The sequence below is a fragment of the Methylocystis parvus genome (genome assembly GCF_049675845.1).
Lineage (GTDB): Bacteria > Pseudomonadota > Alphaproteobacteria > Rhizobiales > Beijerinckiaceae > Methylocystis > Methylocystis parvus_A.
Map to the genome: position 1 here is coordinate 3765046 of NZ_CP187161.1, position 22503 is coordinate 3787548.

At 64.6% G+C, this 22503-nt stretch carries 18 protein-coding genes, 1 tRNA gene and 2 pseudogenes; 10 read left to right on the forward strand and 11 right to left on the reverse strand.

The genetic code is table 11. The features are described 5' to 3' along the window. Nucleotides 1-45: 45 nt before the first annotated feature. On the forward strand, nucleotides 46-2049 hold the full coding sequence (phaC, locus tag ACPFMJ_RS19485; RefSeq protein ID WP_424361547.1) for a class I poly(R)-hydroxyalkanoic acid synthase: 2004 nt from the start codon (nucleotides 46-48) through the stop codon (nucleotides 2047-2049). A 1-nt stretch (nucleotide 2050) separates the two neighbouring features. Here phaC and ACPFMJ_RS19490 read toward each other — a convergent pair whose 3' ends face one another. After that, on the reverse strand, nucleotides 2051-2278 hold the full coding sequence (locus ACPFMJ_RS19490) for a hypothetical protein (protein ID WP_424361548.1): 228 nt from the start codon (nucleotides 2276-2278) through the stop codon (nucleotides 2051-2053). Nucleotides 2279-2364: 86 nt separating this feature from the next. Next, nucleotides 2365-3480 (reverse strand): HupE/UreJ family protein, encoded by a 1116-nt coding sequence (locus ACPFMJ_RS19495; RefSeq protein ID WP_424361549.1) that lies wholly within the window; start codon nucleotides 3478-3480, stop codon nucleotides 2365-2367. 178 nt (nucleotides 3481-3658) lie between these two features. Here ACPFMJ_RS19495 and nikR point away from each other — a divergent pair, with 178 nt between their 5' ends. Continuing rightward, complete coding sequence (gene nikR, locus ACPFMJ_RS19500) at nucleotides 3659-4123, forward strand: nickel-responsive transcriptional regulator NikR (protein ID WP_424361550.1); 465 nt, start codon at nucleotides 3659-3661, stop codon at nucleotides 4121-4123. Nucleotides 4124-4240: 117 nt separating this feature from the next. On the opposite strand, the gene ACPFMJ_RS19505 is transcribed toward nikR, so the two are convergent. Continuing rightward, nucleotides 4241-6772 (reverse strand): TonB-dependent receptor, encoded by a 2532-nt coding sequence (locus tag ACPFMJ_RS19505; protein WP_424361551.1) that lies wholly within the window; start codon nucleotides 6770-6772, stop codon nucleotides 4241-4243. A gap of 188 nt (nucleotides 6773-6960) precedes the next feature. Between ACPFMJ_RS19505 and dnaG the strand changes: the two genes are divergently transcribed. Further along, nucleotides 6961-8868: a DNA primase gene (dnaG, locus tag ACPFMJ_RS19510; protein WP_424361552.1), complete on the forward strand. Its 1908-nt coding sequence runs from the start codon at nucleotides 6961-6963 to the stop codon at nucleotides 8866-8868. 211 nt (nucleotides 8869-9079) lie between these two features. After that, a pseudogene (gene rpoD / locus ACPFMJ_RS19515) lies at nucleotides 9080-11108 on the forward strand (RNA polymerase sigma factor RpoD); the annotation flags it as partial. A 57-nt stretch (nucleotides 11109-11165) separates the two neighbouring features. Here the strand turns inward: rpoD and ACPFMJ_RS19520 are convergent. From ACPFMJ_RS19520 to ACPFMJ_RS19530, 3 genes and pseudogenes are all read right to left on the reverse strand, one after another. Further along, nucleotides 11166-11537 (reverse strand): annotated as a pseudogene (locus ACPFMJ_RS19520) (MFS transporter); the annotation flags it as partial. Next, nucleotides 11537-12289 carry a DUF1345 domain-containing protein gene (locus ACPFMJ_RS19525; RefSeq protein WP_424361553.1) on the reverse strand — a complete coding sequence of 251 codons (753 nt, stop codon included), beginning with the start codon at nucleotides 12287-12289 and terminating at the stop codon, nucleotides 11537-11539. The pseudogene ACPFMJ_RS19520 and the gene ACPFMJ_RS19525, both read right to left, overlap by 1 nt. A gap of 9 nt (nucleotides 12290-12298) precedes the next feature. Further along, complete coding sequence (locus ACPFMJ_RS19530; RefSeq protein WP_424361554.1) at nucleotides 12299-13255, reverse strand: polyprenyl synthetase family protein; 957 nt, start codon at nucleotides 13253-13255, stop codon at nucleotides 12299-12301. A 319-nt stretch (nucleotides 13256-13574) separates the two neighbouring features. Here ACPFMJ_RS19530 and ACPFMJ_RS19535 point away from each other — a divergent pair, with 319 nt between their 5' ends. Next, the gene (locus ACPFMJ_RS19535) at nucleotides 13575-13865 is read left to right on the forward strand and encodes a hypothetical protein (RefSeq protein WP_424361555.1); all 291 of its coding nucleotides are present in this window, start codon (nucleotides 13575-13577) and stop codon (nucleotides 13863-13865) included. Between the two features lie 41 nt (nucleotides 13866-13906). Here ACPFMJ_RS19535 and ACPFMJ_RS19540 read toward each other — a convergent pair whose 3' ends face one another. Together ACPFMJ_RS19540 and ACPFMJ_RS19545 are read right to left on the reverse strand one after the other, a co-directional pair. After that, nucleotides 13907-14272 carry a DUF2267 domain-containing protein gene (locus ACPFMJ_RS19540; protein ID WP_424361556.1) on the reverse strand — a complete coding sequence of 122 codons (366 nt, stop codon included), beginning with the start codon at nucleotides 14270-14272 and terminating at the stop codon, nucleotides 13907-13909. A gap of 113 nt (nucleotides 14273-14385) precedes the next feature. Beyond that, nucleotides 14386-15300, reverse strand: a complete 915-nt coding sequence (locus ACPFMJ_RS19545) for an isoaspartyl peptidase/L-asparaginase family protein (protein ID WP_424361557.1) — start codon at nucleotides 15298-15300, stop codon at nucleotides 14386-14388. A gap of 272 nt (nucleotides 15301-15572) precedes the next feature. Between ACPFMJ_RS19545 and ACPFMJ_RS19550 the strand changes: the two genes are divergently transcribed. After that, nucleotides 15573-16517 carry a hypothetical protein gene (locus ACPFMJ_RS19550; protein WP_424361558.1) on the forward strand — a complete coding sequence of 315 codons (945 nt, stop codon included), beginning with the start codon at nucleotides 15573-15575 and terminating at the stop codon, nucleotides 16515-16517. 148 nt (nucleotides 16518-16665) lie between these two features. Here the strand turns inward: ACPFMJ_RS19550 and ACPFMJ_RS19555 are convergent. Both ACPFMJ_RS19555 and ACPFMJ_RS19560 read right to left on the reverse strand, forming a co-directional pair. Beyond that, nucleotides 16666-16741 (reverse strand) — tRNA-Lys (locus ACPFMJ_RS19555). Nucleotides 16742-16858: 117 nt separating this feature from the next. Then, nucleotides 16859-17521, reverse strand: coding sequence for a hypothetical protein (locus tag ACPFMJ_RS19560; protein ID WP_424361559.1), 663 nt, complete (start codon nucleotides 17519-17521; stop codon nucleotides 16859-16861). Between the two features lie 163 nt (nucleotides 17522-17684). Here ACPFMJ_RS19560 and mdh point away from each other — a divergent pair, with 163 nt between their 5' ends. The 3 genes from mdh (at nucleotide 17685) to ACPFMJ_RS19575 (ending at nucleotide 19910) form a co-directional block, all read left to right on the forward strand. After that, nucleotides 17685-18647 carry a malate dehydrogenase gene (gene mdh / locus ACPFMJ_RS19565; RefSeq protein WP_424361560.1) on the forward strand — a complete coding sequence of 321 codons (963 nt, stop codon included), beginning with the start codon at nucleotides 17685-17687 and terminating at the stop codon, nucleotides 18645-18647. A gap of 60 nt (nucleotides 18648-18707) precedes the next feature. Next, nucleotides 18708-19211, forward strand: a complete 504-nt coding sequence (locus ACPFMJ_RS19570) for a YcxB family protein (RefSeq protein ID WP_424361561.1) — start codon at nucleotides 18708-18710, stop codon at nucleotides 19209-19211. 75 nt (nucleotides 19212-19286) lie between these two features. After that, the gene (locus ACPFMJ_RS19575) at nucleotides 19287-19910 is read left to right on the forward strand and encodes a carbonic anhydrase (protein WP_424361562.1); all 624 of its coding nucleotides are present in this window, start codon (nucleotides 19287-19289) and stop codon (nucleotides 19908-19910) included. Between the two features lie 24 nt (nucleotides 19911-19934). Here the strand turns inward: ACPFMJ_RS19575 and ACPFMJ_RS19580 are convergent, their stop codons facing one another. Further along, nucleotides 19935-21374, reverse strand: a complete 1440-nt coding sequence (locus tag ACPFMJ_RS19580; protein ID WP_424361563.1) for an arylsulfatase B — start codon at nucleotides 21372-21374, stop codon at nucleotides 19935-19937. A gap of 502 nt (nucleotides 21375-21876) precedes the next feature. Between ACPFMJ_RS19580 and ACPFMJ_RS19585 the strand changes: the two genes are divergently transcribed. Beyond that, complete coding sequence (locus tag ACPFMJ_RS19585) at nucleotides 21877-22392, forward strand: hypothetical protein (protein ID WP_424361564.1); 516 nt, start codon at nucleotides 21877-21879, stop codon at nucleotides 22390-22392. The last annotated feature ends 111 nt before the right edge of the window (nucleotides 22393-22503 follow it).

The following is a 22503-nucleotide window of genomic DNA, read 5'->3' on the forward strand; positions in this document are numbered from 1 at the left end:
ATTGCCGAAACCGCTAGGCGGGCCGGGACGGGAACAGGATAGAGCATGACAATGGGGCGCGACGAAGAGCATTCGATCAAACGGCGCAAGGCGACGCAGGAGATCGAGGCGGTTTCGGAGCGCGCGGAAAAGTCCCGGAAAAAGAGCAAGCCCGAGAAGAAGGCCGGCAAGAAAGCCAAGGCTAAGGAGCCGGTTAAAATCCTGGCGATCGAAACCGCCGAGGCCGAGCCCGTCGCCGGGCCGAAAAAGCGGGCGGAAGCGCCGCAGAGCCCGACGCCCTTGCCGGCGGTCGATGTCGAGACTTTCGCCGAGAACATGGCTCAACTCGTCGATCAAGGCCGTAAGGCGCTCGCTGCGGCCATTGGCAGTGTCGATGCCGGGGGCGCGCGCAGCGAACTCGCCGCCAATGTCGCCGACGCCACCAAGACGCTCGGCACGGTCGCCGAATATTGGCTCGCCAAGCCGGAGAAGGCCGCCGTGGCGCAAGCCGAGCTCTATGGCGGCCTGAGCGAAATCTGGCGCCAGACGATGCGACGCTACACCGGCGAGCAGGTTCCGCCCATCGTGGCGCAGGATCCGAGCGACAAGCGCTTCTCCTCGCCCGAATGGGAGCAAAATCCCTTCTTCGACTGGCTGCGCCAATCCTATCTCTATGCGGCGCGTTGGGCCGGCGACATGGTCGACAAGGCCGAAGGGCTCGACCCGCAGACGCGCGCCAAGGCGCTGTTCTACACGCGCCTCATTTCGAGCGCCGTATCCCCATCCAACTTCATCGCGACGAATCCCGAGCTGCTGCGCGCGACGATCGAGAACAAGGGCGAGAACCTCATTCGCGGCATGAAGATGTTCGCCGAGGATCTCAGCGCCGGCGGCGGGGTGCTGAAGATTCGCCAGGTGGACGACAGCAAGTTTCGCCTAGGGATCGACCTCGCCAACACGCCCGGCAAGGTCGTCTGGCGCAATGACGTTATGGAGCTGATCCAGTATACGCCGACGACCGAGGAGGTCTATGCGCGGCCGCTGCTGCTGACGCCGCCCTGGATCAATAAATTCTACGTGCTCGACCTCAACAGGGAGAAGAGCTTCGTGCGCTGGGCCGTGGAGCAGGGCTTCACGGTCTTCATCATCTCCTGGGTCAATCCAGACGAGAGCAAGGCTGAGAAGGGCTTCGAGGCCTATATGCACGAGGGCATTCTCACGGCCCTCGACGTGATCGAGAAGGCGACGGGCGAGCGCAGGGTCACGGCGGCGGGCTATTGCGTGGGCGGCACGCTGCTTGCGCTCACGCTCGCTTACATGGCGTCGAAGGGCGACGACCGGATCGAGAGCGTCACCTTCTTCGCCACGCAGGTCGATTTCAGCGAGGCGGGCGATCTGCAGATCCTCATCGACGAGGAGAAAATGGCGGCGCTCGACGAGGCCATGGCCAAGACCGGCTATCTCGAAGGCGTGAAGATGGCTAACGCCTTCAACATGCTGCGCCCGAATGAGCTGATCTGGAACTACGTCGTCAACAATTACATGAAGGGCGTCGAGCCGGCGGCTTTCGACCTGCTGTACTGGAATTCCGACTCAACGCGCATCCCGCGCGCGAACCACTCTTTCTACATGCGCAGCTGCTACATCGAGAACCGCATCACGCGCGGCGAGATGGTGATGAGCGGCGTGCCGATCAATCTGCGTCTCGTGAAGATTCCGATCTACTCGATCGCGACGAAAGAGGATCACATCGCGCCGGCGCGCTCGGTTTTCCGGGGCGACAAGTTTTTCGGCGGCGACGTGACCTATGTGCTCGGCGGCTCCGGCCATATCGCCGGCATCATCAATCCGCCTGCCAAGGGCAAATATGGCTATATGACCGGCGGCCCGCTGACGGGAACCTTCGAGGAGTGGGTGGCGAAGGGCGAGGAGCACAAGGGCTCCTGGTGGCCGCATTGGCTGGAATGGGTTACGGCCCAGGCGCCGAGAAAGGTTCCTGCGCGCGAGCCAGGCGGCAAGCTCAAGCCGATCTGCGACGCGCCCGGCGAATATGTGCGGGTGAAGGGTTGATCTACTGCGCGTGGCCTTGGGCGAGATAAGCCAGCCGCGCGGCCATGCGCTCGACTTCAAGCGGATCAAAATCCATCGGCAGATCTTCCGGCGGCACGTCGGATTCGCTCGCCCGCGTCTCCATGCCGTCGGCGCCGAAAAAGAAACGCGCGCCGGTTGGCGTGAAGGTTACGACCCACTCGCCGTCTTGTCGCTCCACTCGGAAATCGTCCGTCTTCAGCGCGTTCATGGCCGTCGCTCCTTTAAGCGGCGGCAATTAGGGGAGGGGAGGGGCATCGACAAGGACCCCCGTTATCCCTCCCCCTTTTCCGGGCGTTACTTGGCGCCCTTGAACATCTGCATGACGCTCGGCAGGCGCTCGAACATCCACCAGGCGCCGGCCAGGGCGATCAGCCCCGAGACGGCGTAAACGAGCTTCTCGCTGCGTTTTCCGCCCGTCTGCCTGTCGATGAAGAACAGGATCGGCATCACCGCCATCACGATCGCGATCTGTCCGAATTCGACGCCGATGTTGAAGGCGGCGAGCGCCGGGACCACGCCCCCCTGCGGCACGCCCATCTCCGTCAGCGCCGAGGCGAAGCCGAAGCCATGGATGAAGCCGAAGAGGAAGGTGTTGCGCCAGCGATTGTCGACGTCGCGCGAGAAATAGTTCTCCACGGCGACGAAGACGATCGAGGCGGCGATCAGAAACTCGGTGAGCGCGGACGGAAGGGCGAAGATGTTCAACGCCGCGAGCGACAGCGTGATCGAATGCGAGATCGTGAAGGCGGTGACGATCTTCACCACCGGCCAGACGCGCGTCGCCCAGAGAATGAGCGCGAAGAGGAAGCAGAGATGGTCGTAGCCCGTGACGATGTGCTCGATGCCCGCCTCGAAGAATTTCTTCATGAGCTGGGCGGTCGTCTCCATGGGCTGGGAGAGGTCGAGCGGCGGATTCTGCGGATAGAGCATCGTCTCGCCGGCGTTCTCGCCGAGCAGGGTGACGAGATGTTTGCCCTTCGAGCCCTGCGCGGCGAGGAGCTTCGTCGCGTCGTAGAAAACCTTGCCGTTCGTCCCCGAGCAATCGAAGCGCATGACGACGAGGGCGCTGTCCTGGTTCGTCGGGTCTTCGCCCGATTTCTCGACCTTCGCCATGCAGGCGCGGCCGCTCTCGTCGCGCATGGCGACGCGCCGGCTGACGAATTTGCCAATCTCCTCCTCCAGCACGCCGGGCGGGGAGAGGTCGACGCTCGAACGCTCGTCCATCGTCTCCTGGAACATGCGCTCGAGGTCGGTCGCGAGGAAGCCGACGTCGACGAGGTAGACGCGGTTCGCCTGCGGGGCGACCTTGCCGGTCGATATGTCGGGCGTATGCGCCAGAGCGGGCGCGGCGAGGGCGAGCCCCACGCTCAAGGACAGTAAGGCGGCCAGTCTCCTCCAGAACCCGGTCATCTTCGGCGTTTCCTTTTGTTTTGGTTGGCGCGCACCATGCCAAAGGCATGGCCCGCGGACAAGGCCAAGCGGAGATCTCGGGGGGAGCCCGCAAAGAGGGCCGCCGGAACATTGCGAGGGGGGCACGGCGCAGCTAAGAAGGCGGAGCGGATGCGGCCAGAAAGCCGGGCGGGATCAAATGCAGCGCGTAACGGTGACGATCGACGATGAGCTGATGGCCGCGCTCGATCGATACATGGAGGCGGGCGGCCATCAAAACCGGTCGGAAGCCGTGCGCGACCTCGTGCGGGCGGGGCTGCTGAAGGAGCCGAAGGCCGATGACGGGGCGCGCAACTGCGTCGCCGCGCTGGTCTATGTCTACGACCATGAAACGCGGCAGCTTTCCAGAAAACTCGTGCACGATCATCACACCCATGCGGATATGTCGATTGCGACGCTGCATGTGCATCTTGACGAAGTAAGCTGTCTGGAAGTGTCCCTTCTGAAAGGCCCCAAAACGGAGGTCGAGCATTTCGCCAGCCACCTCATCGGCGAGCGCGGCGTGCGCTACGGGCAGCTCGTCGTCGTTCCGGCGGAGCCAGAAGAGGCCGAAAAAGCCCATGGACACGGCGGCGCTCATCGCCACGCGCATCCGCACGATTAGCGGCTCCCTTCAAGGGCGGGGTCTGCGCGTCGGTAGCCGCCCGAACAAGCGGAGCGGCTCGGCGCGGATCATCTCCGCGACGCCCGGCCGCGCGCCTGCCTCGTTGATGAGCGGTCCCTAATTCCAGGCCTTCAAGAACTGGAACGGCTCTGTCAGGTCCGGCGCTTTAGTCGTCGAGCGCGGATCGAAGTCGAGCGGGCCGCCAAAGGTCACGCGCCAGGACGTCCGCTCGATCGGATGGCCGACGACGCCCATTTGGCCTAGCCCGCAAACTGCGGCGGTCGTCGGGACAGGGATGGCGCCGGCGCAGGCCTGGAACAGCGGATCGGTCGCGAGGAAGGAGCCATATCCGTAGGCGATCTGCTGGGACCGCGAGTTGAACATGTTGAAGACGTCGAGCTGAAGCTTCCAGCCCTCCTTCCAGCGATAGCCGACGCGCGCATTCACCGTGCCGATCGCCGGGCTCTTGTAGAAGCCGTCTTCCGTCAGCGCGCGGGGGGCGATGTAGCGATATTTGAAATTGGCGAAGTAGCCCGTGGCCTCGCCCAATTCGATAACGCCTGTCGCGACGATTGGCGTGGCGTTCACCAAATAGTTACCTGGGGCGTTGCCTTGCCAGGAGAACCACGGGAAAGCGTCGGGCTGCAGCAGCTCGTTGTAGAAGTTCGCCTGTTCCCAGTTGAAACCTCTGAAGCGCGCATGCGTCGCCGTAACGTCGCCCTCAAAGGCGAGCCAGGAAAGCGGCCGGTAGTGGTTCGAGAGCTCGACGCCGATGCGATTGGCCCCGCGCGCAATGACGGTGTTGCCGCTGTCGCCTTCGAAGATGTTTTCCTGCGCGGTCTGAATGAAGAACAGGGTCGCGGCGCTCTCGAGCTTGTCGATCACCCGCGTCTTCACGCCGACCTCGGCGCCGGTCGAGGGCGAGAGCAGGCCGTTATGCGGCACGCTGGCGTAGCCGCCATTATCGTCCAGCTCCGTGGCCGCGAAGCGTTGCGTCGTCGCGCGGAAATCGTTCGAGTGGAAGCCGCGGCCGAAGTTCAGATAAAAGTCCGTCTTGTCATCCCACGGATTGATGATGACCGACGCCTTCGGGCTGATCAACTGCGCGTTATAGGTTCCGCTGTTGAGCGGCCCGGTCCAGATGCGGACCGGATTGGTCGGATCGAAACCGGGACTGTCGAGCCCCGGCGACAAAGGCGAATCCCAATAGGCCTGCAAGCCCTGATTGCTTCCCCAGTAATAATCCCACCGCGCGCCCACGACCGTCCGCAGCCAGGGCGACCATTTCGTCTTGACGTCGGTCAGCAGAGCGATGCTGCCCTCGCTGACGTGGTCGTTGCGAGTGGTTGCGTAGGGCGTGCGCTGTACCGTGTCCTGCAGCCCCACGCGGATGTCGTCGTAGCGCGATTGGAAGCCGAACCGCCACTCGCTCTCCTTGTCGCCGAGGAGGTTGAACTTGATCGCGTGATAGGCGTTGCCGCCGATCATGGTGCGCCGATCGAATTGACGGAATTGATCGCCAATGACCGGGTGAGAGAGGAAATAGGTGAAGTTGTTGTAGAGATTGAGAGTCGAATGCATGGCGAAGGCTTCGACCTTCGACCAGTAATCCGCGGTCTCTTGCGCCCAGCGGCCCGAGAGGCTGAATCGCGTAAAGTTCCCGCCGTCCGTCGGGCTGAGAGATCCCCAGCGCGAGAAAAAGCCGGTGTCCATGATGCGCGTGGGAATCTGATCCGTCGAATTCCAGCGGTTCGCGAAGGCCATGCCGGTGATCGACATGCCGTTGTTTTCTTCGCCCTGCGACCAACGCAGCACTGCGTTGATCTTGCGCGCGTTGTTTGGAACCAGCCAGGGGCCGTCATAGGTCGTGATTTCGCCGCCGCCGAAAATGTCGCCGCCCGCGAATTCCCATGATTTCATGCCGAAGACGCGGCCATAATTGAAGATGCCGCCGGTCGTGGAGAACACGCCCTGAGGAACTTTCCGCAAATACTGCATGCGGATCGTGCCGGCGTTGGAAAAGTCGCCGTCCTCGACATTGTAGGGGCCCTTTCGGGCGTCGATATAGGCGAGCATTTCGGGGATGACGAAATTCGCGTCGGCGTAACCCTGCCCGTGACCATGCGTGCGCATGTTGAGCGGCATGCCGTCGAGATAAAGCGCGAGGTCGGTGCCGTGGTCGAGATCGAAGCCGCGGAGGTAATACTGGTTCGCCTTGCCTTCGCCGCTGTGCTGGGTGACTGCGAGGCCGGGGACGATTTCGAGCGCTTCGCCGGGCCGGAAGGCCGGGATCGTGTTGACCTGCCCACCCGTGAAAAAGCGCTGGCTCGAGGAAGGCATGTCCTTCGGCGGCGCCGGATAATCGATCTTCGGCCCCAGAGCCGTGTTCTGCTGCGCGGACGAGTCGAAGCCGTCATTGGCCTCCGCGACGACGACCGGCGTGACGATGGGGCTCGCGCTGCGGGGCGCGGGCACGGCGTGGACGTGGTAAACCTCGTGGGTATGCTTCTTGCCGCCATGCGAATGCGTGACGAGGTGGGTATGGCCAACATTGATCGTCGGCAGCGTAGTTTGTGCAGAGGCTTCGCTGGCGAAGACCGACGCCATGAGCGCGGCGACGGAAACTGTTCTGTTCCAATTCGAAGACATTGCACACCCGCCTGGCAAGCCTGATACCGACCCATGATTTGTCATCGATTTTCCATACGGCGGGCAACCCCTCGGTATGATTATTGATACGTTTCCGCATATCTGTATCTTTTACGCCACAGTCGGTTGGAACGGCGGCCGCGAGCCGCCACTTTTGACTCTGGTAAGGCAGTTGCTAGAACCGCCCCATGCGCTTCTCCCCCTCCTTCCTCGACGAAATCCGCGCCCGCGTGCCGGTCTCCGAGGTCGTGCGCCAGAAGGTGAAGCTCAAGAAGGAGGGCCGCGAATGGCGCGGCCTCTCTCCCTTCAACGCCGAGAAGACCCCCTCCTTCTATGTCAACGACCAGAAGGGCTTCTTCCACGATTTCTCGTCGGGGAAGCATGGCGACGGCTTCGCCTTTCTCATGGAGACGGAAGGTCTGAGCTTCCCCGAGGCCGTCGAACGGCTGGCGGCGCTCGCCGGCTTGTCGATGCCGGTCGAGACGCGGGAGCAGCGCGAGGAGGACCAGCGCCGCGCGACGCTTGGGGACGCGCTGGAATGGGCGGCCGCGTTCTTTCAAAAGCAGCTCGCCGCTCCCGCCGGCCGCGAGGCGCGAGCCTATCTCGACCGCCGGCAGGTTTCCGCCGCCTCCCGTGAAAAATTCCGCCTCGGTTACGCGCCCCCCGAGCGCCACGCGCTACGCGATTACCTCGCCGCCAAGGGCGCGACGGTCGAGACCATGATCGAGGCGGGGCTCCTCATCCATGGCGAGGATATCCCCGTCCCCTATGACCGCTTCCGCAACCGCGTCATGTTCCCGATCTGCGACCGCGCTGGCCGGGTCATCGCCTTTGGGGGGCGCGCCATGGAGGCGGACGCGCAGGCGAAATATCTCAATTCGCCCGAGACGCCGCTCTTCCACAAGGGCGCGACGCTCTACAATCTTCACAATGCCCGCAAGGCCGCCCATGACGCCGGGACCGTCATCGCGGTCGAAGGCTATATGGACGTGATCGCGCTCACGGCGGCGGGGCTGCCACACGCGGTCGCGCCGCTCGGCACGGCCCTGACGCCGGACCAATGCGGCCTGCTCTGGCGCATGGCCGAGGAGCCGATCCTCTGTTTCGACGGCGACAAGGCGGGCCTCAAGGCCGCCTTCCGGGCGGTGGATACGGCGCTGCCCCTCATCGGGGCGGGCAAGACCTTGCGCTTTGTTCTGCTGCCGGACGGACAGGACCCGGACGAACTGCTCCGCGCCGGCGGCCCGGGCGCCGTGACTGAGGCGCTGGCGCAGACCTTGCCGCTCGTCGATCTGCTTTGGATGCGGGAGACCCAGAACGCCGTTCTCGATACGCCCGAGCGTCGGGCGGGGCTCGAACGCCGTCTGCGCGAAATCGCCGCACAAATCGCCGACGAGACGCTGCGGCGCTACTACGCGCAGGAGTTGAGCGACCGGCTCGCGGGACTTTTCGGCCGCGCCCCGTCGGCCCCCGGCCGTGGCCGCGACTTCGTTCCGAGGCGCCGGGCGCCGTTTCGCCGCGGCGCGCCCGAGGCCGGGCCGGTGCGGATCAGCCCCGCGCTCGCCAATTCGCCGCTCTTTCGCGGCGTCAAGCCGCCCTTCGCGCCGCGCGACGCCTTGATTTTATTGATCCTCATGAACCACCCCGAGGTGCTCGCGGAACAGGTGGAGGAGGTGGCCGGACTCGACTTCGCCTCGAGCGAGGCCGCCGCGCTGCGCGACGCCCTGGTTCGCTGGACGGAGGCTGGCGGAGGCGAGCGCGGCGATCTCCAGCAAACGCTGGAGGCGTCGGGGCTCGGCGGCGTCGCCTCCCGCCTGGAGGGAATGGTGGCCCATGCCGCCCTTTGGAGCGTCCGTCCGGAGGCGGCTCCGTCCGACGCGGCGGAAAGCCTTCGTCAGGCTTTAGTCTTGCATCGTCGCTCTTGGGCGTTAAATAGGGAACTCCGCACCATCGAAGCTCGTCTGGCCGAAAGCTCCAGCGAGCAAGATTTGGCGCGACTGAGGGATATTCAAACGCAGCTGACCGCGCTAGATGGCGCAGAAGCCGCCTTGGAAGGGTTTGGGGCCTCTTCCGGGCGTTCGACGCGTTCGCTTTGACTTTCTGGCCTTACCGCGCAATTTGAGTGTGGTTAGCGGGGCGTTAAGACCCCGCGGAGAATGTTGGGGACGAGAATCGGCGCCGGACTGACGTTCGCGCCGAACTGGGGGAGGGGCCGGAGTTGGCTGTCTCCGGAAGACTGTCGACAGATACGAGGTCCGGTTCAGCAGCCCCGTGAGGCGCCGCGCCGGGGACCGTGTGGAGCTGTGTATGGCGAAGAAAGACGAAGACAAGGTCGATAATGAAGGCGCCGCGACGGTAGACGCCGCCGACGGGCCGCTTCTCGATCTCAACGACGCCGCCGTCAAGCGGATGATCAAGCTCGCCAAAAAGCGCGGCTTCGTCACCTATGCCGAATTGAACGCCGTTCTGCCGTCGGAGGAAGTTTCGTCCGACCAGATCGAGGACGTCTATGCGATGCTCTCCGAAATGGGCATCACCGTGTCAGAGGGAGACGATCCCGACGACGTCGAGGAAGAGCAGGCCGCCGAGGAGGAGGAGGCCGAGGGCGGAGAACTCGTCGAGAGTCCGCGGTCGAGCGCCGTCGCGACGCGCACCTCCGAGCCCGCCGACCGCACCGACGACCCCGTGCGCATGTATCTGCGCGAGATGGGTTCGGTCGAGCTTCTGTCGCGCGAGGGCGAAATCGCCATCGCCAAGCGCATCGAGGCCGGCCGCGAGGCGATGATCGCCGGTCTCTGCGAAAGCCCGCTGACTTTCCAGGCCATCATCATCTGGCGCGAGGAGCTCGAGGCCGGAAAGGTCCTGCTGCGCGACATCATCGATCTCGAAGCCACCTACGCCGGGCCCCGACGGCAAGGCCGCCGGCAAGGCGCCGGCCGAGGAGGGCGAGGCGGAGATGGCTCCCGCCACCGCGCCGCGCACCCCGCCGGCCGGCATCGCCGAGACGCGCCCGCCGGGCGGAAGAGCTTCGAGGACGACGACGACATGGAGAACTCGCTGTCGCTCTCGGCGATGGAGGCCGAGCTGAAGCCGAAGGTTCTCGAAACCTTCGCGCGCGTCGCCGACGCCTACAAGAAGCTGCGCGCCTGCAGGATCCAGAATGTCGAGAACAAGCTCAAGAACGAGACGCTGACGCCGCGCAGGAGCGCAAATACAAGCACGCTCAAGAAAGAGATCGTCACCGACGTCAAGTCGCTGTCTCTGAACCAGAACCGCATCGAGGCGCTGGTCGAGCAGCTCTACGACATCAACAAGCGCCTGATCGGCTATGAGACGAAGCTCTTGCGGCTTGCCGACAGCTACGGCGTCGCGCGCGAGGACTTCATTGACAAGTTCCACGGCTCCGAGCTCGATCCGAAATGGGTGATGCGCGTCGCGCAGCTCAAGTCGAAGGGCTGGAAGGAGTTCGTCGCCGACGAGAAGGACCGCATCAAGGATCTGCGCGCGGAGATCCATGCGCTCGCCACCGAGACGGGCTGGAAATTTCCGAGTTCCGCAAGATCGTGCACATGGTGCAGAAGGGCGAGCGCGAGGCCCGGCAGGCCAAGAAGGAAATGGTCGAGGCCAACCTGCGCCTCGTCATCTCGATCGCCAAGAAATACACCAACCGCGGCCTGCAGTTCCTCGACCTCATCCAGGAAGGCAACATCGGCCTGATGAAGGCGGTCGATAAGTTCGAATATCGCCGCGGCTACAAATTCTCGACCTACGCCACCTGGTGGATCCGGCAGGCGATCACGCGCTCGATCGCGGACCAGGCGAGAACGATCCGCATCCCGGTGCACATGATCGAGACGATCAACAAGATCGTCCGCACCTCGCGCCAGATGCTGCACGAGATCGGCCGCGAGCCGACGCCGGAGGAGCTGGCCGAAAAGCTCGCCATGCCGCTCGAAAAGGTGCGCAAGGTGCTCAAGATCGCCAAGGAGCCGATCTCGCTCGAAACGCCGATCGGCGACGAGGAAGATCGCATCTCGGCGATTTCATCGAGGACAAGAACGCCGTCCTGCCGATCGAGGCGGCGATCCAGTCGAATCTGCGCGAGACGACGACCCGCGTTTTGGCCTCGCTCACGCCGCGCGAGGAGCGCGTGCTGCGCATGCGCCGCGCGAACACCGACCACACGCGGAGTCGGCCAGCAATGCGCATGCGCTTCGGCATCGGCATGAACACCGACCACACGCTGGAAGAAGTCGGCCAGCAGTTCTCGGTGACGCGCGAGCGCATTCGCCAGATCGAGGCGAAGGCGCTGCGCAAGCTCAGCCAGGCGATCCGCGAGATAGGTTGCGCTCGATCCATATTCGCCGCCGAGGCTCGCGCCCTGCAGCAACCGCGCGAGGAGCAGCAGGGCAGGGGCGGCGGCGCCGATCGTCGCATATGTCGGAACGACGGCGATGAGGAGCGAGCCAGCGCACATCAGCAGTACGGAGAGCATCAGCGCCGCGCGCCGCCCGCGCCCGTCGCCGAGGCGGCCGAAGACATAGGCGCCGATGGGCCGCATGAAGAAACCGAGCGCGAAGACGCCCGACGCCGACAGCATCTGCGCCACCGGATCGTCGCCGGGGAAGAAAGCGTCGGCGAAATAAAGGGAGAAGGCCGAATAGACGTAGAAATCGTACCATTCGACGAGATTGCCGATCGAGCCGACAAGTATCGCGCGTATGCGGGCGCGCTCGTCGAAGAGAGCCGCCGCGCTATCGCGCATCAAACGAGCCCGCTCGAAATATTGACCATCAGCGCCAATATCGTCGTGTTGAAGAAGAAGGCGATGACGCCGTGCACCAAGGCTACCTTGCGCATGCCTCGCGACCAGATTTCGACGTCGGCGGTCTGGAAGGCGACGCCGATCACGTAAGAGAAATAGAGAAAATCGATATATTGCGGCGTCTGCGTGTTCGGGAACCTCAGACCGCCGCGCGCCGTCGTCGCGTCATGCGGCGCGCGCGCTTCCTCGCTGTAATATTCGTGGGCGTAATGGAACGCGAAAATAAGGTGCATGAACGCCCATGAGGTAAAGACCGTGATGATCGCGAGGGCGATGTGGACGGCTTGCTCGTCCTCATAAAGCGCCTTCGACTGGCCAAGCTCCGCGATGATGGCGCCGATCGCGACGCAGGTCGCCGTCGCGGTGAGAAACAGGACAGTCGTGCGGCCTTCGTCGCTCTTCAGCGCACGCCGGCGAATGGATTCGTGCGTCGATACGAGGATGGTCCGCGTCGCCGCGTAAAAATAGAGCAGCACGGCGACGTTCCAGCCGACGAGCCCGCGCGTGACCGCGCTCAATTCCCCGTGCAGCCACCCCGCGATGAGAGCGTTCCGCTCCATCGCCGCGGGCAGGGCCAGGCCAATGACCGCGCCGATGGCGCCGCAGACGATCAGGCGGTAATGAGCGCGCAGGACCCGCAAAGGGGCGAGGAGCGGCGACCGCGTCTGGTCGGGTTGGCGCTCCCTCGACATGCGGGTCGACTAGCTCCGTCTCGCGGCGACGAAACGCGCCGCTTCCGCGAGGATCTCGGTCTTTTCGCCCAGCCCCGTCTCCAGCAGCGCGGTCGTGGCCTCCTCTACGAGCGCCTCGCAGCGCGCCTTGGCGCCGGCCAGCCCCAGAAGTCCGACGAGCGTCGCCTTGCCGCGTTCGGCGTCCTTGCCCGCGCGCTTGCCGAGAGCGGCCGTGTCGCCTTCTGCGTCGAGAATGTCGTCCGCGACCTGGAAGGCCGCGCCGAGCGCCTTGCCGTAACGCAGCAGCGCATCCGCCTGAGCAGGCGTCGCGCCGCCGAGAATGCCGCCCGCGTCGACCGCGAAACGCAGCAGCGCCCCGGTCTTCATCGCCTGCATCTGAAGCGTCTCGTCGATGGTCAGCGGCGTCCCGGCGGTCTCCGCCGCGAGATCGAGCGCCTGCCCGCCGACCATGCCGCCAAGGCCCGCGGCGCGGGCGAGCGCGAGGACGAGCGCCGCGCGCAGACCGCCGTCGGGATGCGTCGCAGGATCGGCGATCACGTCGAAAGCGTAGGTCAGAAGGCCGTCGCCGGAGAGAATGGCCGTCGCCTCGTCGAAGGCCTTGTGCGCGGTCGGGCGGCCGCGGCGCAGATCGTCGTCGTCCATCGCCGGCAGATCGTCATGGACGAGCGAATAGCAATGGATCATCTCCAGCGCGCAGGCCGTGCGGATGGCGCTCGCGCCCTCGACGCCAAAGAGGCGCGCGCTTTCGATGACGAGGAAGGGCCGCAGCCGCTTGCCGCCGCCCAGCGTCGAATAGCGCATGGCTTCGAGCAGCCGGGCGGGGCGGACGATTTCGCCGGGCAGGGCGGCCGGCGCGAGCAGGGCGTCGAGCGCGGACTCCGTCGCGTCGGCGGCCGCATCCAGGCGGCGGCGAAACTCCTCGGCGCGGGCGGCGGCGTCCATCAGCGATTCCTTCTCCAAGAGCATTGAACGCTTCGCTGCTAGCAAATTTGGCCACAAAGCCCAAGGCCTGGACCCCGCGAGAGCGGCGGTGACGCAAAGCTTGCGCCGCCACGGCGAATTTCGGCGGTTTCGCGGCGAGCGACCGGGGCAAACCTTTCTGTTGTTGTATTTTTGAGACAGCGAGCGGGCGGCGCTTTCATTAAGCTTCGCGGCGACGCCAGGGGCGCTATACGGCGCAAATCCTCGCGCCGGCGCGCGCGCGCGTCAGCCGGCCGCGCAACGGGTTCCGGCCTTGCGTGAGCGCGCGATTGAAACGTCATCCCCAAGAAGGAGGAGACACGGCATGAAAAAGATTCTGCTGCTGACGGCGGCGGCGGCCATTGCGGCGCCGTTGGCGGGGTGCAACTCGCCCGGCGAACGCGCGGCGGGCGGCGCCGTCATTGGCGGCCTGGGCGGCGCGGGCATCGGCGCTCTGGCTTCGGGCGGGCGCGCGGGCGGCACGCTGGCGGGCGCCGCGGTCGGCGCGGCGACGGGCGCTGTCGTGGGCGCCGCGACGGCTCCGCCGCAACGTTGCGCGAAATGGGGCTGGGATTATTACGGCCAGCGCGTCTGTGTCGCCTATTACAATTACTGAAAACGAGTGGGCCGCGGAAACTCCGCGGCCTCTTTTTCATCTCAGCCGTGCGGCCACAAGAAGCCGGAGAGGCCCGGAATCGGGTCCGTCATGACGCGCAGTTTCTCTTTGCCGATGACGAGTTCGGCGCCGCCGAAGATTTCGTGCGCGAGGCGCTTCAGCTGATCCGCCGACAGCCCCAGCGCCGTCAGCTCCGAGGTCAGCGCGAGCATGTCGCCCTTGGCCCCGCCCATCATGCCGCCAACGCCGCCCAACAAGCCGCGGAGAACGCTTTTCTTGCGAGGGGCCGCCGCAGCGTCCGCGATCGCCTGCCGGGAGCCGGGAATCTTGTCGATCAGCTCGTCCGCGGGTCCCGGATGGCGCTTCTGAAGGAAGCCGAAGACATGCCCGACTGCAAGTCGCGCCACCGCGGGCTCCGTCCCAACCGAGTTCGCGATATGAGCAATCCACTGATCCACGGGAGCCTCCGAAAAGAAAAAATCCCAGTCCTTTTCGCGCATTGAGCCGACGGGGGCAACCGTCAGGAGATCGACTCGCCCTCCGTGCCGACGATGATGCGCCCGTCCTGCGCCGACGCCATGAGCAGGCCCGGGGTGGAGCGCGCGGCGCCGCAGCGTCCGTTCCGGTCGACGACGATCAGGCCGCCCGAGCCGTTCACTTTGCGGACGAGGTAAGCGATCGCTTCCTGGGCCGCGGCTTCCGCGGTCAACCCCTGCGATTCGACGAAGAACGCGGCGGTGCGGGCGAGCGAGGTGCGCAGGAATTGCTCGCCGACGCCCGTGCAGGAGATCGCGCAGGAGGCGTTGTCGGCATAGACGCCCGCGCCGATCACCGGGGAGTCGCCGACGCGCCCGCTCATCTGGTTGACGAGCCCGCCCGTCGAGGTCGCCGCTGCGAGATTTCCCGACTGATCCCGCGCGACGGCGCCGACGGTCCCGAGTTTGCCATGCGCGTTCGGGGCGTGATCGAGCGAGGTCTCATGGCGCGCCTTGGCGCGGGCGAGCTGCGCCAGCCGCTCGGGCGTGACAAAATACGCCTCGTCCTCGAAGACGAGGCCGTGCGCGCGCCCGAGGCTCTCGGCGCCTTCGCCGATCACAAGGACATGAGGCGTCTTCTCCATAACCAGGCGCGCGAGCAGCACGGGATTGCGGGGCCCGCGCACGCCGGCGACAGCTCCCGCGGAGAGATCCCGCCCGTCCATGATCGAGGCGTCGCAAAAGGCTGCGCCGTCCGCGTTCAGCACGGCGCCGCGGCCGGCGTTGTAGAGCGGATCGTCCTCGAGCATGGAGACGCAGCGGGCGACGACATCGAGCGCCGCGGCGCCGCAGGCGAGCATCCCGGCGCCAGCCTCGACGATGCGCCTCAGCGACTCGGAGAAGCGCTCCGGCGCGCGGATCGCGCCCGCGCCGCCATGGATCATCAGCGAATAGGTCATCTTGGCGGTCTCATGAACCTCGTGACGCGTGGCGGGAAATGCGGGGCGAATGGCTGCGCCGGGACTGTCGGCTTGCCAAAATCCGGGAGATAGTCGGTTTCAGGAACCTCCCTTCATCAACTTGGCCCGGGCTCTCGCCCGGGTCCTTTTTTCGAGCCGATCCGGCGCTTGCTCGTTGTAACCTATCGGCCTTTACCTTTTGCGCAAGAACAATGGTTTAGCTTCCGTCTTGCTGCGCGCCTTCTGCGCGGCGAGTTGGAGTTAGCGTCGCCGTGGCCATGATTGTGCGTCTTTCCGTTTTTGCCGCTCTCGTCGGCGCCCTCGTCAACGCGACGCCTGCATCGGCGCTCGTCAACCGCGCCTTCGTCTCGTCCGGCGGCGCCGATTCCGGGACCTGCGGCGCGGTGACCGCCCCCTGCAGGACGCTCCAATACGCCCATGACAACATCATCAACGCGGGCGGCGAAATCGACATTGTGAACACGGGCGAATATGGGCCGCTGACCATCACCAAGGCCGTTACCGTCGCCAACCAGAAATCGGGCGTCGCGAGCGTCACGCAGCCTAAGGCGAGCGCCAGCGCCATTTGGATCAAGGCGGGCGCCGGAGACGTCGTCGTTTTGAGGGGCCTGGAAATCGATGGCGAATGGGCGGCGGCGACCGGGGTGTATTTCCAGTCGGCCGGTTCGCTTCAGGTGGTCGACTGCGTCGTGCGGCGCTTCAAGGGCAACGGCCTCTTTGCGACTCCCCCGGCGTGGGGAAAGCTCGTCATGACCAACGTGTCCGTGTCGGACATTGGGGGCAATGGCGTGACCATCAACCCCACGGGCGGTTTCGCCGGGTCGTTTCAGCAACTGCGGTTCAGCAACTTGCAAAACGCCTTTGAATTGTCCGGTCGCGCCGCGCCCGCAGGCTCGCCGATATATAGCCTGGTTACGGACAGCATGGCCTCCGGCGTCACGACCGGCTTCCTCTCGACCTCAATCGCAGGCGCCGCCACGCCCACTCTCGCTCTCGACAGCGTCCGGGTCAGCGGCGCCGGCACGGGCCTGATCGCGAATCGCGGAAATATCCGTCTGTCCAAATCCCTGATTCTCGGCAATGGAACGGGGGCGACGATGTCGAGCGGCGCGATCTATTCCAACAAGAATAACGCTATTTCGGACAATGGGCGGAATGTCGTGGGCGGGACGCTGACGCAATTGTCGCTCGATTGAGGGCGGCGCGGCTGTAAGCCCGAGACTCGAAGCGCTCGGCCATTTGGGCTGGGCGCCTCGGTTGTTCTCGGCGAGAAGCGTCTCCGAGAATGAACGCCGGCCGCGCGCCGAAGCGCTTGGCGGCGACCTTCACATTGTTCTTAGGGGATGGTGGGCGCACAAGGGCTCGAACCTTGGACCCGCTGATTAAGAGTCAGCTGCTCTACCAACTGAGCTATGCGCCCGTCCGGTGGACGCCGCAGCGCCCTCGGAACGGGGGAGCGAATAACAAATGCCCGCCCCCCTGTCCAGCGCCGATCTGCATTTGGCGCCAAATTTTTGTCGCGGCGAGGAAAGCCGGCCTATTTTTGCGCCGGCCAGCCGTGGATCGCCTTGGCCTTCGTCACGAGGTCGCTCCATGGGCCCTTATAGGCATTACCCGCTTCGGGCGTGGGCGCGGACTGCTTTTGCGCGCAGATCTCCTTCGCGGTCGCCGACTTGGGCCCCTCGACGAAGAAATAGACGACGTTGAGCTTGAGCGCCGAATACCACTGATTGAGGATATCGCCGCGCTTCAGCACGTTCGTGCCCCAGACGGCTCTCCCATCCTGCGGCTTGGTCCCGGGCTTGAAGCCGTAGCCGTAGTCGCCTTCGCCCTTTACGAGGTCGAAACGTACGTAACAGAGCTCGCCCTTGGGCGGCTCGGGCTGGAAGACCAGCTCGCGCGTCACGATGGCGTCCTGGTTGTTGTAGCGGACAGTCGTGTCGACGGGGAAATGCCAGACGTCCACTTTGTTGAAGTTTTGCAGCAGCGCGGCCTCGTCGGCGTCCTGCGCCGCGAGCGCGGGGCCAGCGGTCGCCGCCACGGCCAAAAAGGCGAGCGCGCGCGAAATCGATTTGCCCATTTCTTGCCCTTTCAAGACGCCAAAGCGGCGCTTCGCTTGGCAGGTGGGAAGCGCCGCCGTCGCCTGCAACCCCTGCGACAATTCCGCCCGGCCCGGATAACAAAGCGATATGCGCGGCATTGAGGCGCCCGCCCGTGGCGCCAGTGATTTGAGCGATTTGGCGCGAAGCGGCGCGCTTTGATCCTGCTGGGCTTTCGAAGCGCGAAAAAGCGGTCGCCGCGTCTTCCATCTCGCGCGAAACCGCGCTAGCAGTTTGAGGGAAGATCCCAGCACGAGATTGATTATGTCGCGAAATAAAATCGCTCTGGTCGGCGCCGGCAATATCGGCGGAACCCTTGCCCATCTTGCCGGCCTGAAGGAACTTGGCGACATCGTGCTTTTCGACATCGTCGACGGCGTGCCCCAGGGCAAGGCGCTCGACATCGCCCAGTCCTCGCCCGTCTCGGGCTTCGACGCCGATATTTCGGGCGCGTCCGACTACGCCGCCATCGCCGGCGCTGACGTCGTTATCGTCACGGCGGGCGTGCCGCGCCAGCCGGGCATGAGCCGCGACGATCTGCTCACTGTCAATCTGGGCGTGGTCGCCAAGGTTGGCGCGGGCATCAAGCAATATGCGCCGAACGCCTTCGTCATCTGCATCACCAATCCGCTCGACGTCATGGTCTGGGCGCTGCAGAAGGCGAGCGGCCTCCCCGCTAACCGCGTCGTCGGCATGGCCGGCGTGCTGGATTCGGCCCGCTTCCGTTATTTCCTCTCTGAGGAGTTCAACGTTTCGGTCGAGGACGTCTCCGCCTTCGTGCTGGGCGGCCATGGCGACGACATGGTGCCGTCCGTGCGCTACTCGACGGTCGGCGGCGTGCCGCTGCCCGACCTCATCGCCATGGGCTGGACCACGCAGGAGCGCATCGACGCCATTGTCGAGCGGACCCGCAAGGGCGGCGGCGAGATCGTCAGCCTGCTCAAGACCGGTTCGGCCTATTACGCTCCGGCCGCCTCGGCCATCGCCATGGCGGAGAGCTATCTCAAGGACAAGCGCCGCGTTCTGCCCTGCGCCGCCTATCTCGACGGCGAATATAGGGTGAGGGGACTCTATGTCGGCGTGCCGACCATCATCGGGGCCAATGGCGTCGAAAAGGTTATGGAAATCAAGCTTGACCCCGCCGAGCAGGCCATGTTCGACAAGTCGGTCAACAGCGTGAAGACGTTGATCGACGCGGCGAAGAAGCTCAACGCCGATTTCGCCTGAGCCCTTCCGGGCCGGGCTTGCGCGCTTATATCTGAGCGGCCGTCCTTCAGGGAGCCGCAGATGCGCGAGCGTTTTTCCTTTCCCATCCGCTATGAAGACGCTGACATGCGCGCGGCCGTCAATGCGTTCGTCTGGCGCGCGCTGTTTCGCGACAAGCCATTGCGGGCGCTTCTGCCGCTTGCGCTCATCGCGCTCTCTTGCGCAGGGCTCGCTGTTGCGGGCGACGGCGAGGACGCCATGATGCTTTTCATCGGCGCGACCGCGCTGCTCGCCATTTTTGTCGCCGGCGGCTGGCGCATGCAGCAGCGCATGATGCGCGAGAAGGTCGAGCGGGCGCGGGGCCATCTTTCCAGCGCGACGCTCTTTGACGAGGGCGTCGTGATCGACGCCGGCGGCGCCGCGCCGCTCCTGCCATGGAAGTCGATCGCCGCAGTGTGGCCCGGCGAGCGGGTCTGGCTTCTGATTACCGCCACCAACCATTTCGTCGCTCTGCCCGTCGAGCGCGCATCGAAAGAGGCGCTCGATTTTCTGACAACGAAGGTCGCCCAAGCGTCTCGCTCTTAAGTTGCCGAAATTCTTGATCTGGTCCGGACTTTGCTGAAAATTTGAATGAGCGGCGAACATCAGGATTGATTCTACATGTCCAAGCACACGATCGACCACCTTCTAAGCGGCAATTCGCAATTCGTGGCCGAGGAGTTTCAATCCCATGCCGCATACTACCAGACCATCGCCAAACGACAGTCTCCCAAAGTCCTGTGGGTCGGTTGCTCCGATTCGCGCGTGAGCGAGGACGTGATCACCGGCTCCAGGCCCGGCACCATGTTCGTGCATCGCAACGTCGCGAACATCATCGCGTTCAACGACGTCAACGTCGCCTCGATCATCGAATATGGCGTCGTGCATCTCAAGATCGAGGACATCATCGTCTGCGGCCATACGCGCTGCGGCGGCATCGCCGCGATCGAGGACGGCGTGCATGAAAATTACATCGCCGACTGGCTGTGCATCGCGTCCGGCGCGAAGGAAAAGGCGGACAAGATCGCCAAGGAGAAAAAGCTCTCGCGGGAGGAAAAGCTCGAAGTGCTGACGGCGGAGAATGTGAAACTGCAGATCAAGCATTTGCGCAGCCTCGCGCTGATCCGCAACATGCACGCCGCCGGCCCGCTGCCGCGCATTCACGGCTGGCTTTACCGCGTGGAGACCGGCAAGATCGACGTGCTCATCGACGGTCGCGCGGGGCATGAGGCGGAGGGCTCGTAAAGCCCCGCCGCCGCATGTTTTTCATTACTGCTCGTCGTTGAAGATGCGCGTATCCGCCGGCAGGGACGGCGGGAGCTTGAGGCGGTCTCTCATCGCCTTGAACTCGGTCTCCACAAACAAAGGTTTCGCCATCGTCGCCGCCAGTTCGTTGGCGCGCTTCTGCAGCGCCGCCACCTTTTCCGGATGTTCGGCCGCGAGATTATGCTTCTCCGACGGATCCTGGGGAATATTATAAAGTTCGAGCGCATCGGGCAGGGGCGTGCGCCAGATGAGCTTCCAGTCGCCCTGCCTTACGCCGGCGCGGAAGGTCTCGATGTTGTAGACGACCTCGTTGCGCGGCGACGGCTTGCCTTCCGCGATCGTTCCCCACACATCCATGCCGTCGAGCGGCTTCTCGGGCTTTGCGTGCGCGCCCGCGAGACCGGCGAGCGTCGGATATATGTCGACGACATGCATCATGCCGTCCACCGTCTTTCCTTCGCGGACATGCCCCGGCCAGTTGGCGAGCGCGACGACGCGCGCGCCGCCTTCATAGAGCGTGCCCTTGCCCTCGCGATAGGGACCGTTGTCGCAGGGAATCTTCAGCTTCGACATGTCGCCTTCGCCGGCGAACATGGGATTGTTCGTGCCGCCATTGTCGCTCTGGAATACGATCAGCGTGTTCTCGCGCATGCCCTTCTTTTCGAGCGCGGCGACGACGCGGCCGATCTCGTCGTCCATCGCCGTGATCGATCCCGCATAGGCGCGGCGCGACGGGTCTGCGATGTCCTTGTATTTGTCGAGATAGGCCTTGGGCGCCTCATAGGGCGTGTGCGGCGCGTTGAAGGTCAGATAGAGATAAAGCGGCGTCGCCGGATCGTGGGTTTCGATCTGCTTCACGGCTTCATTGCCGATCAGCGTCGTCGAGTAGCCCTTTTCCTTCAAACGCTTGTTGTTGCGATACCAGTCGATGACATGGTGCTGCTGATGGGTGAAATAATCGATCTCCCCGATCAGCGGGCCGTATTGATAATCGAAGCCGCGCTGGCGGGGCCAATATTTCGGATCGGCGTGGCCGAGATGCCATTTGCCGACGATCGCCGTCTTGTAGCCGGCCTCTTTCAGCGCCTGCGGCAGCAGCCATTCGTCGGTCGGCAATCCGTATGTGTGATTGGAGGCGATGACCGCCGTCTGCAACCCGTAACGGAAGGGATAGCGCCCCGTCATCAGCGCCGCGCGCGTCGGCGTGCACATGGGCTGCGCGTAGAACTGTTCGAACCGCGTCCCCTTGGCGGCGAGCGCGTCGATATTCGGCGTCTTGATGTCGGAGCCGTGAAAGCCGACGTCTTTCCAGCCGAGATCGTCGGCGACGATGTAGACGATGTGGGGCTTTGCGCCGGGCTTCGTTTCGGCGCTCGCGGGCGCGAGGCTGGCGAGCCAGACGACGGCGAGGGCGATGAGCGGCCGGATGAGTTTGAGGGTCATGAAGCGTTCCTGGGCCAGACAGCGTCGCGCGAAACGCAACCTGGAAGTGCATCCCGTCGCGGCGCAACTGCATAGCATGTGGCTGGGGGCAAGATAAGCAGATTGACGGGCGCCGATCCCGCCGTGCGCCAGCAGGCAGGACACAGAGACCCCGTCGCCAGATACCGGCGCGGGTTGGAGGCGGGGATAAATCTCGATGAAGGCCCGGACTCCCACCCTCCCCTTGAGGGGGAGGGTCGGCGCGAAGCGCCGGGGTGGGGTGGAGCAGCCCGAACAAATGCCGGGGGAAGCCGCTTTTCTCGTTTCGCGCCTGTCGGCGCGGGGCCACCCCACCCAGAAGCGCAATGCGCTTCGACTCTCCCCCTCCAGGGGAGGGTGGTTGGGGCCGAGGCCGGCGGCCGATCAACGCGTGCGTGGCGGCGCACAAACACCGGCGATGACGCGGCCTAATGTGGGGACGTTCGCGAGCCAAAACCGCGATCAGTCACCGTGGAGAAACCTCATGACCTACGAATTTCAGGAAAGCGGAGCCAGCCCGCAGCGGTCGGCGATCGTCATCTGGCGGATCATGTCCATCGGCCCCATCGTCTACTTTCTGTGGCTTCTGTCCTTCGGGGTCGAGCTCCTTGCCGCCAGCCAGGGCTGGTGGACGGACATGCCGTCCGATCTGATGATCTTCGGTCCGATCTTCACCATCATCATCGCCCAGATCGCCGGCGTGATCTTCGCTTATCGCAAATGCCGCGACGTCGCCGGCACGCCCTTCGAAACGCACGCGACCTCGGCGATCCGGACATTCTGGATCATGGTCGCGGGCTTCGCCGTCTCCGTCTCCCTGTGTCTCATGCTGCTGATGGTCCCCAATATCGGGGCGATCGGCTTTGGGGTCGGCGTCGTCGTCATCATGCTTGCGACGCTCCCCCTTCTATTCCTTTGGGAATCCTTCCGCGTCGTGCGGGGACTGCGTCGCGCCATGAGCGGGAAATCGGTCGCCGATCACCCGACGCGTTGGTCTTGAAGCCTGCATTGCCGCTCCCCCGCGACCTCCCGTCCGCTTGACGCCGCCGCCCCGGCATGGCCAATAAGCGCCAAGCCTTAAAAGCGCGCTTTTTGCTTCGAGGGAGAGCCC

Bases quoted from the DNA above. Each gene is read 5' to 3' on its own strand.
- ACPFMJ_RS19570 (WP_424361561.1), top strand. From the start codon at position 18,708: ATGCGCGAGCGTTTTTCCTTTCCCATCCGCTATGAAGACGCTGACATG.
- ACPFMJ_RS19585 (WP_424361564.1), top strand. From the start codon at position 21,877: ATGACCTACGAATTTCAGGAAAGCGGAGCCAGCCCGCAGCGGTCGGCG.
- ACPFMJ_RS19575 (WP_424361562.1), top strand. From the start codon at position 19,287: ATGTCCAAGCACACGATCGACCACCTTCTAAGCGGCAATTCGCAATTC.
- ACPFMJ_RS19525 (WP_424361553.1), bottom strand. From the start codon at position 12,289: ATGTCGAGGGAGCGCCAACCCGACCAGACGCGGTCGCCGCTCCTCGCC.
- ACPFMJ_RS19530 (WP_424361554.1), bottom strand. From the start codon at position 13,255: ATGCTCTTGGAGAAGGAATCGCTGATGGACGCCGCCGCCCGCGCCGAG.
- ACPFMJ_RS19490 (WP_424361548.1), bottom strand. From the start codon at position 2,278: ATGAACGCGCTGAAGACGGACGATTTCCGAGTGGAGCGACAAGACGGC.
- ACPFMJ_RS19580 (WP_424361563.1), bottom strand. From the start codon at position 21,374: ATGACCCTCAAACTCATCCGGCCGCTCATCGCCCTCGCCGTCGTCTGG.
- mdh (WP_424361560.1), top strand. From the start codon at position 17,685: ATGTCGCGAAATAAAATCGCTCTGGTCGGCGCCGGCAATATCGGCGGA.
- ACPFMJ_RS19495 (WP_424361549.1), bottom strand. From the start codon at position 3,480: ATGACCGGGTTCTGGAGGAGACTGGCCGCCTTACTGTCCTTGAGCGTG.
- nikR (WP_424361550.1), top strand. From the start codon at position 3,659: ATGCAGCGCGTAACGGTGACGATCGACGATGAGCTGATGGCCGCGCTC.
- ACPFMJ_RS19545 (WP_424361557.1), bottom strand. From the start codon at position 15,300: ATGACCTATTCGCTGATGATCCATGGCGGCGCGGGCGCGATCCGCGCG.
- ACPFMJ_RS19505 (WP_424361551.1), bottom strand. From the start codon at position 6,772: ATGTCTTCGAATTGGAACAGAACAGTTTCCGTCGCCGCGCTCATGGCG.
- phaC (WP_424361547.1), top strand. From the start codon at position 46: ATGACAATGGGGCGCGACGAAGAGCATTCGATCAAACGGCGCAAGGCG.
- ACPFMJ_RS19535 (WP_424361555.1), top strand. From the start codon at position 13,575: ATGAAAAAGATTCTGCTGCTGACGGCGGCGGCGGCCATTGCGGCGCCG.
- dnaG (WP_424361552.1), top strand. From the start codon at position 6,961: ATGCGCTTCTCCCCCTCCTTCCTCGACGAAATCCGCGCCCGCGTGCCG.
- ACPFMJ_RS19560 (WP_424361559.1), bottom strand. From the start codon at position 17,521: ATGCCGCGCATATCGCTTTGTTATCCGGGCCGGGCGGAATTGTCGCAG.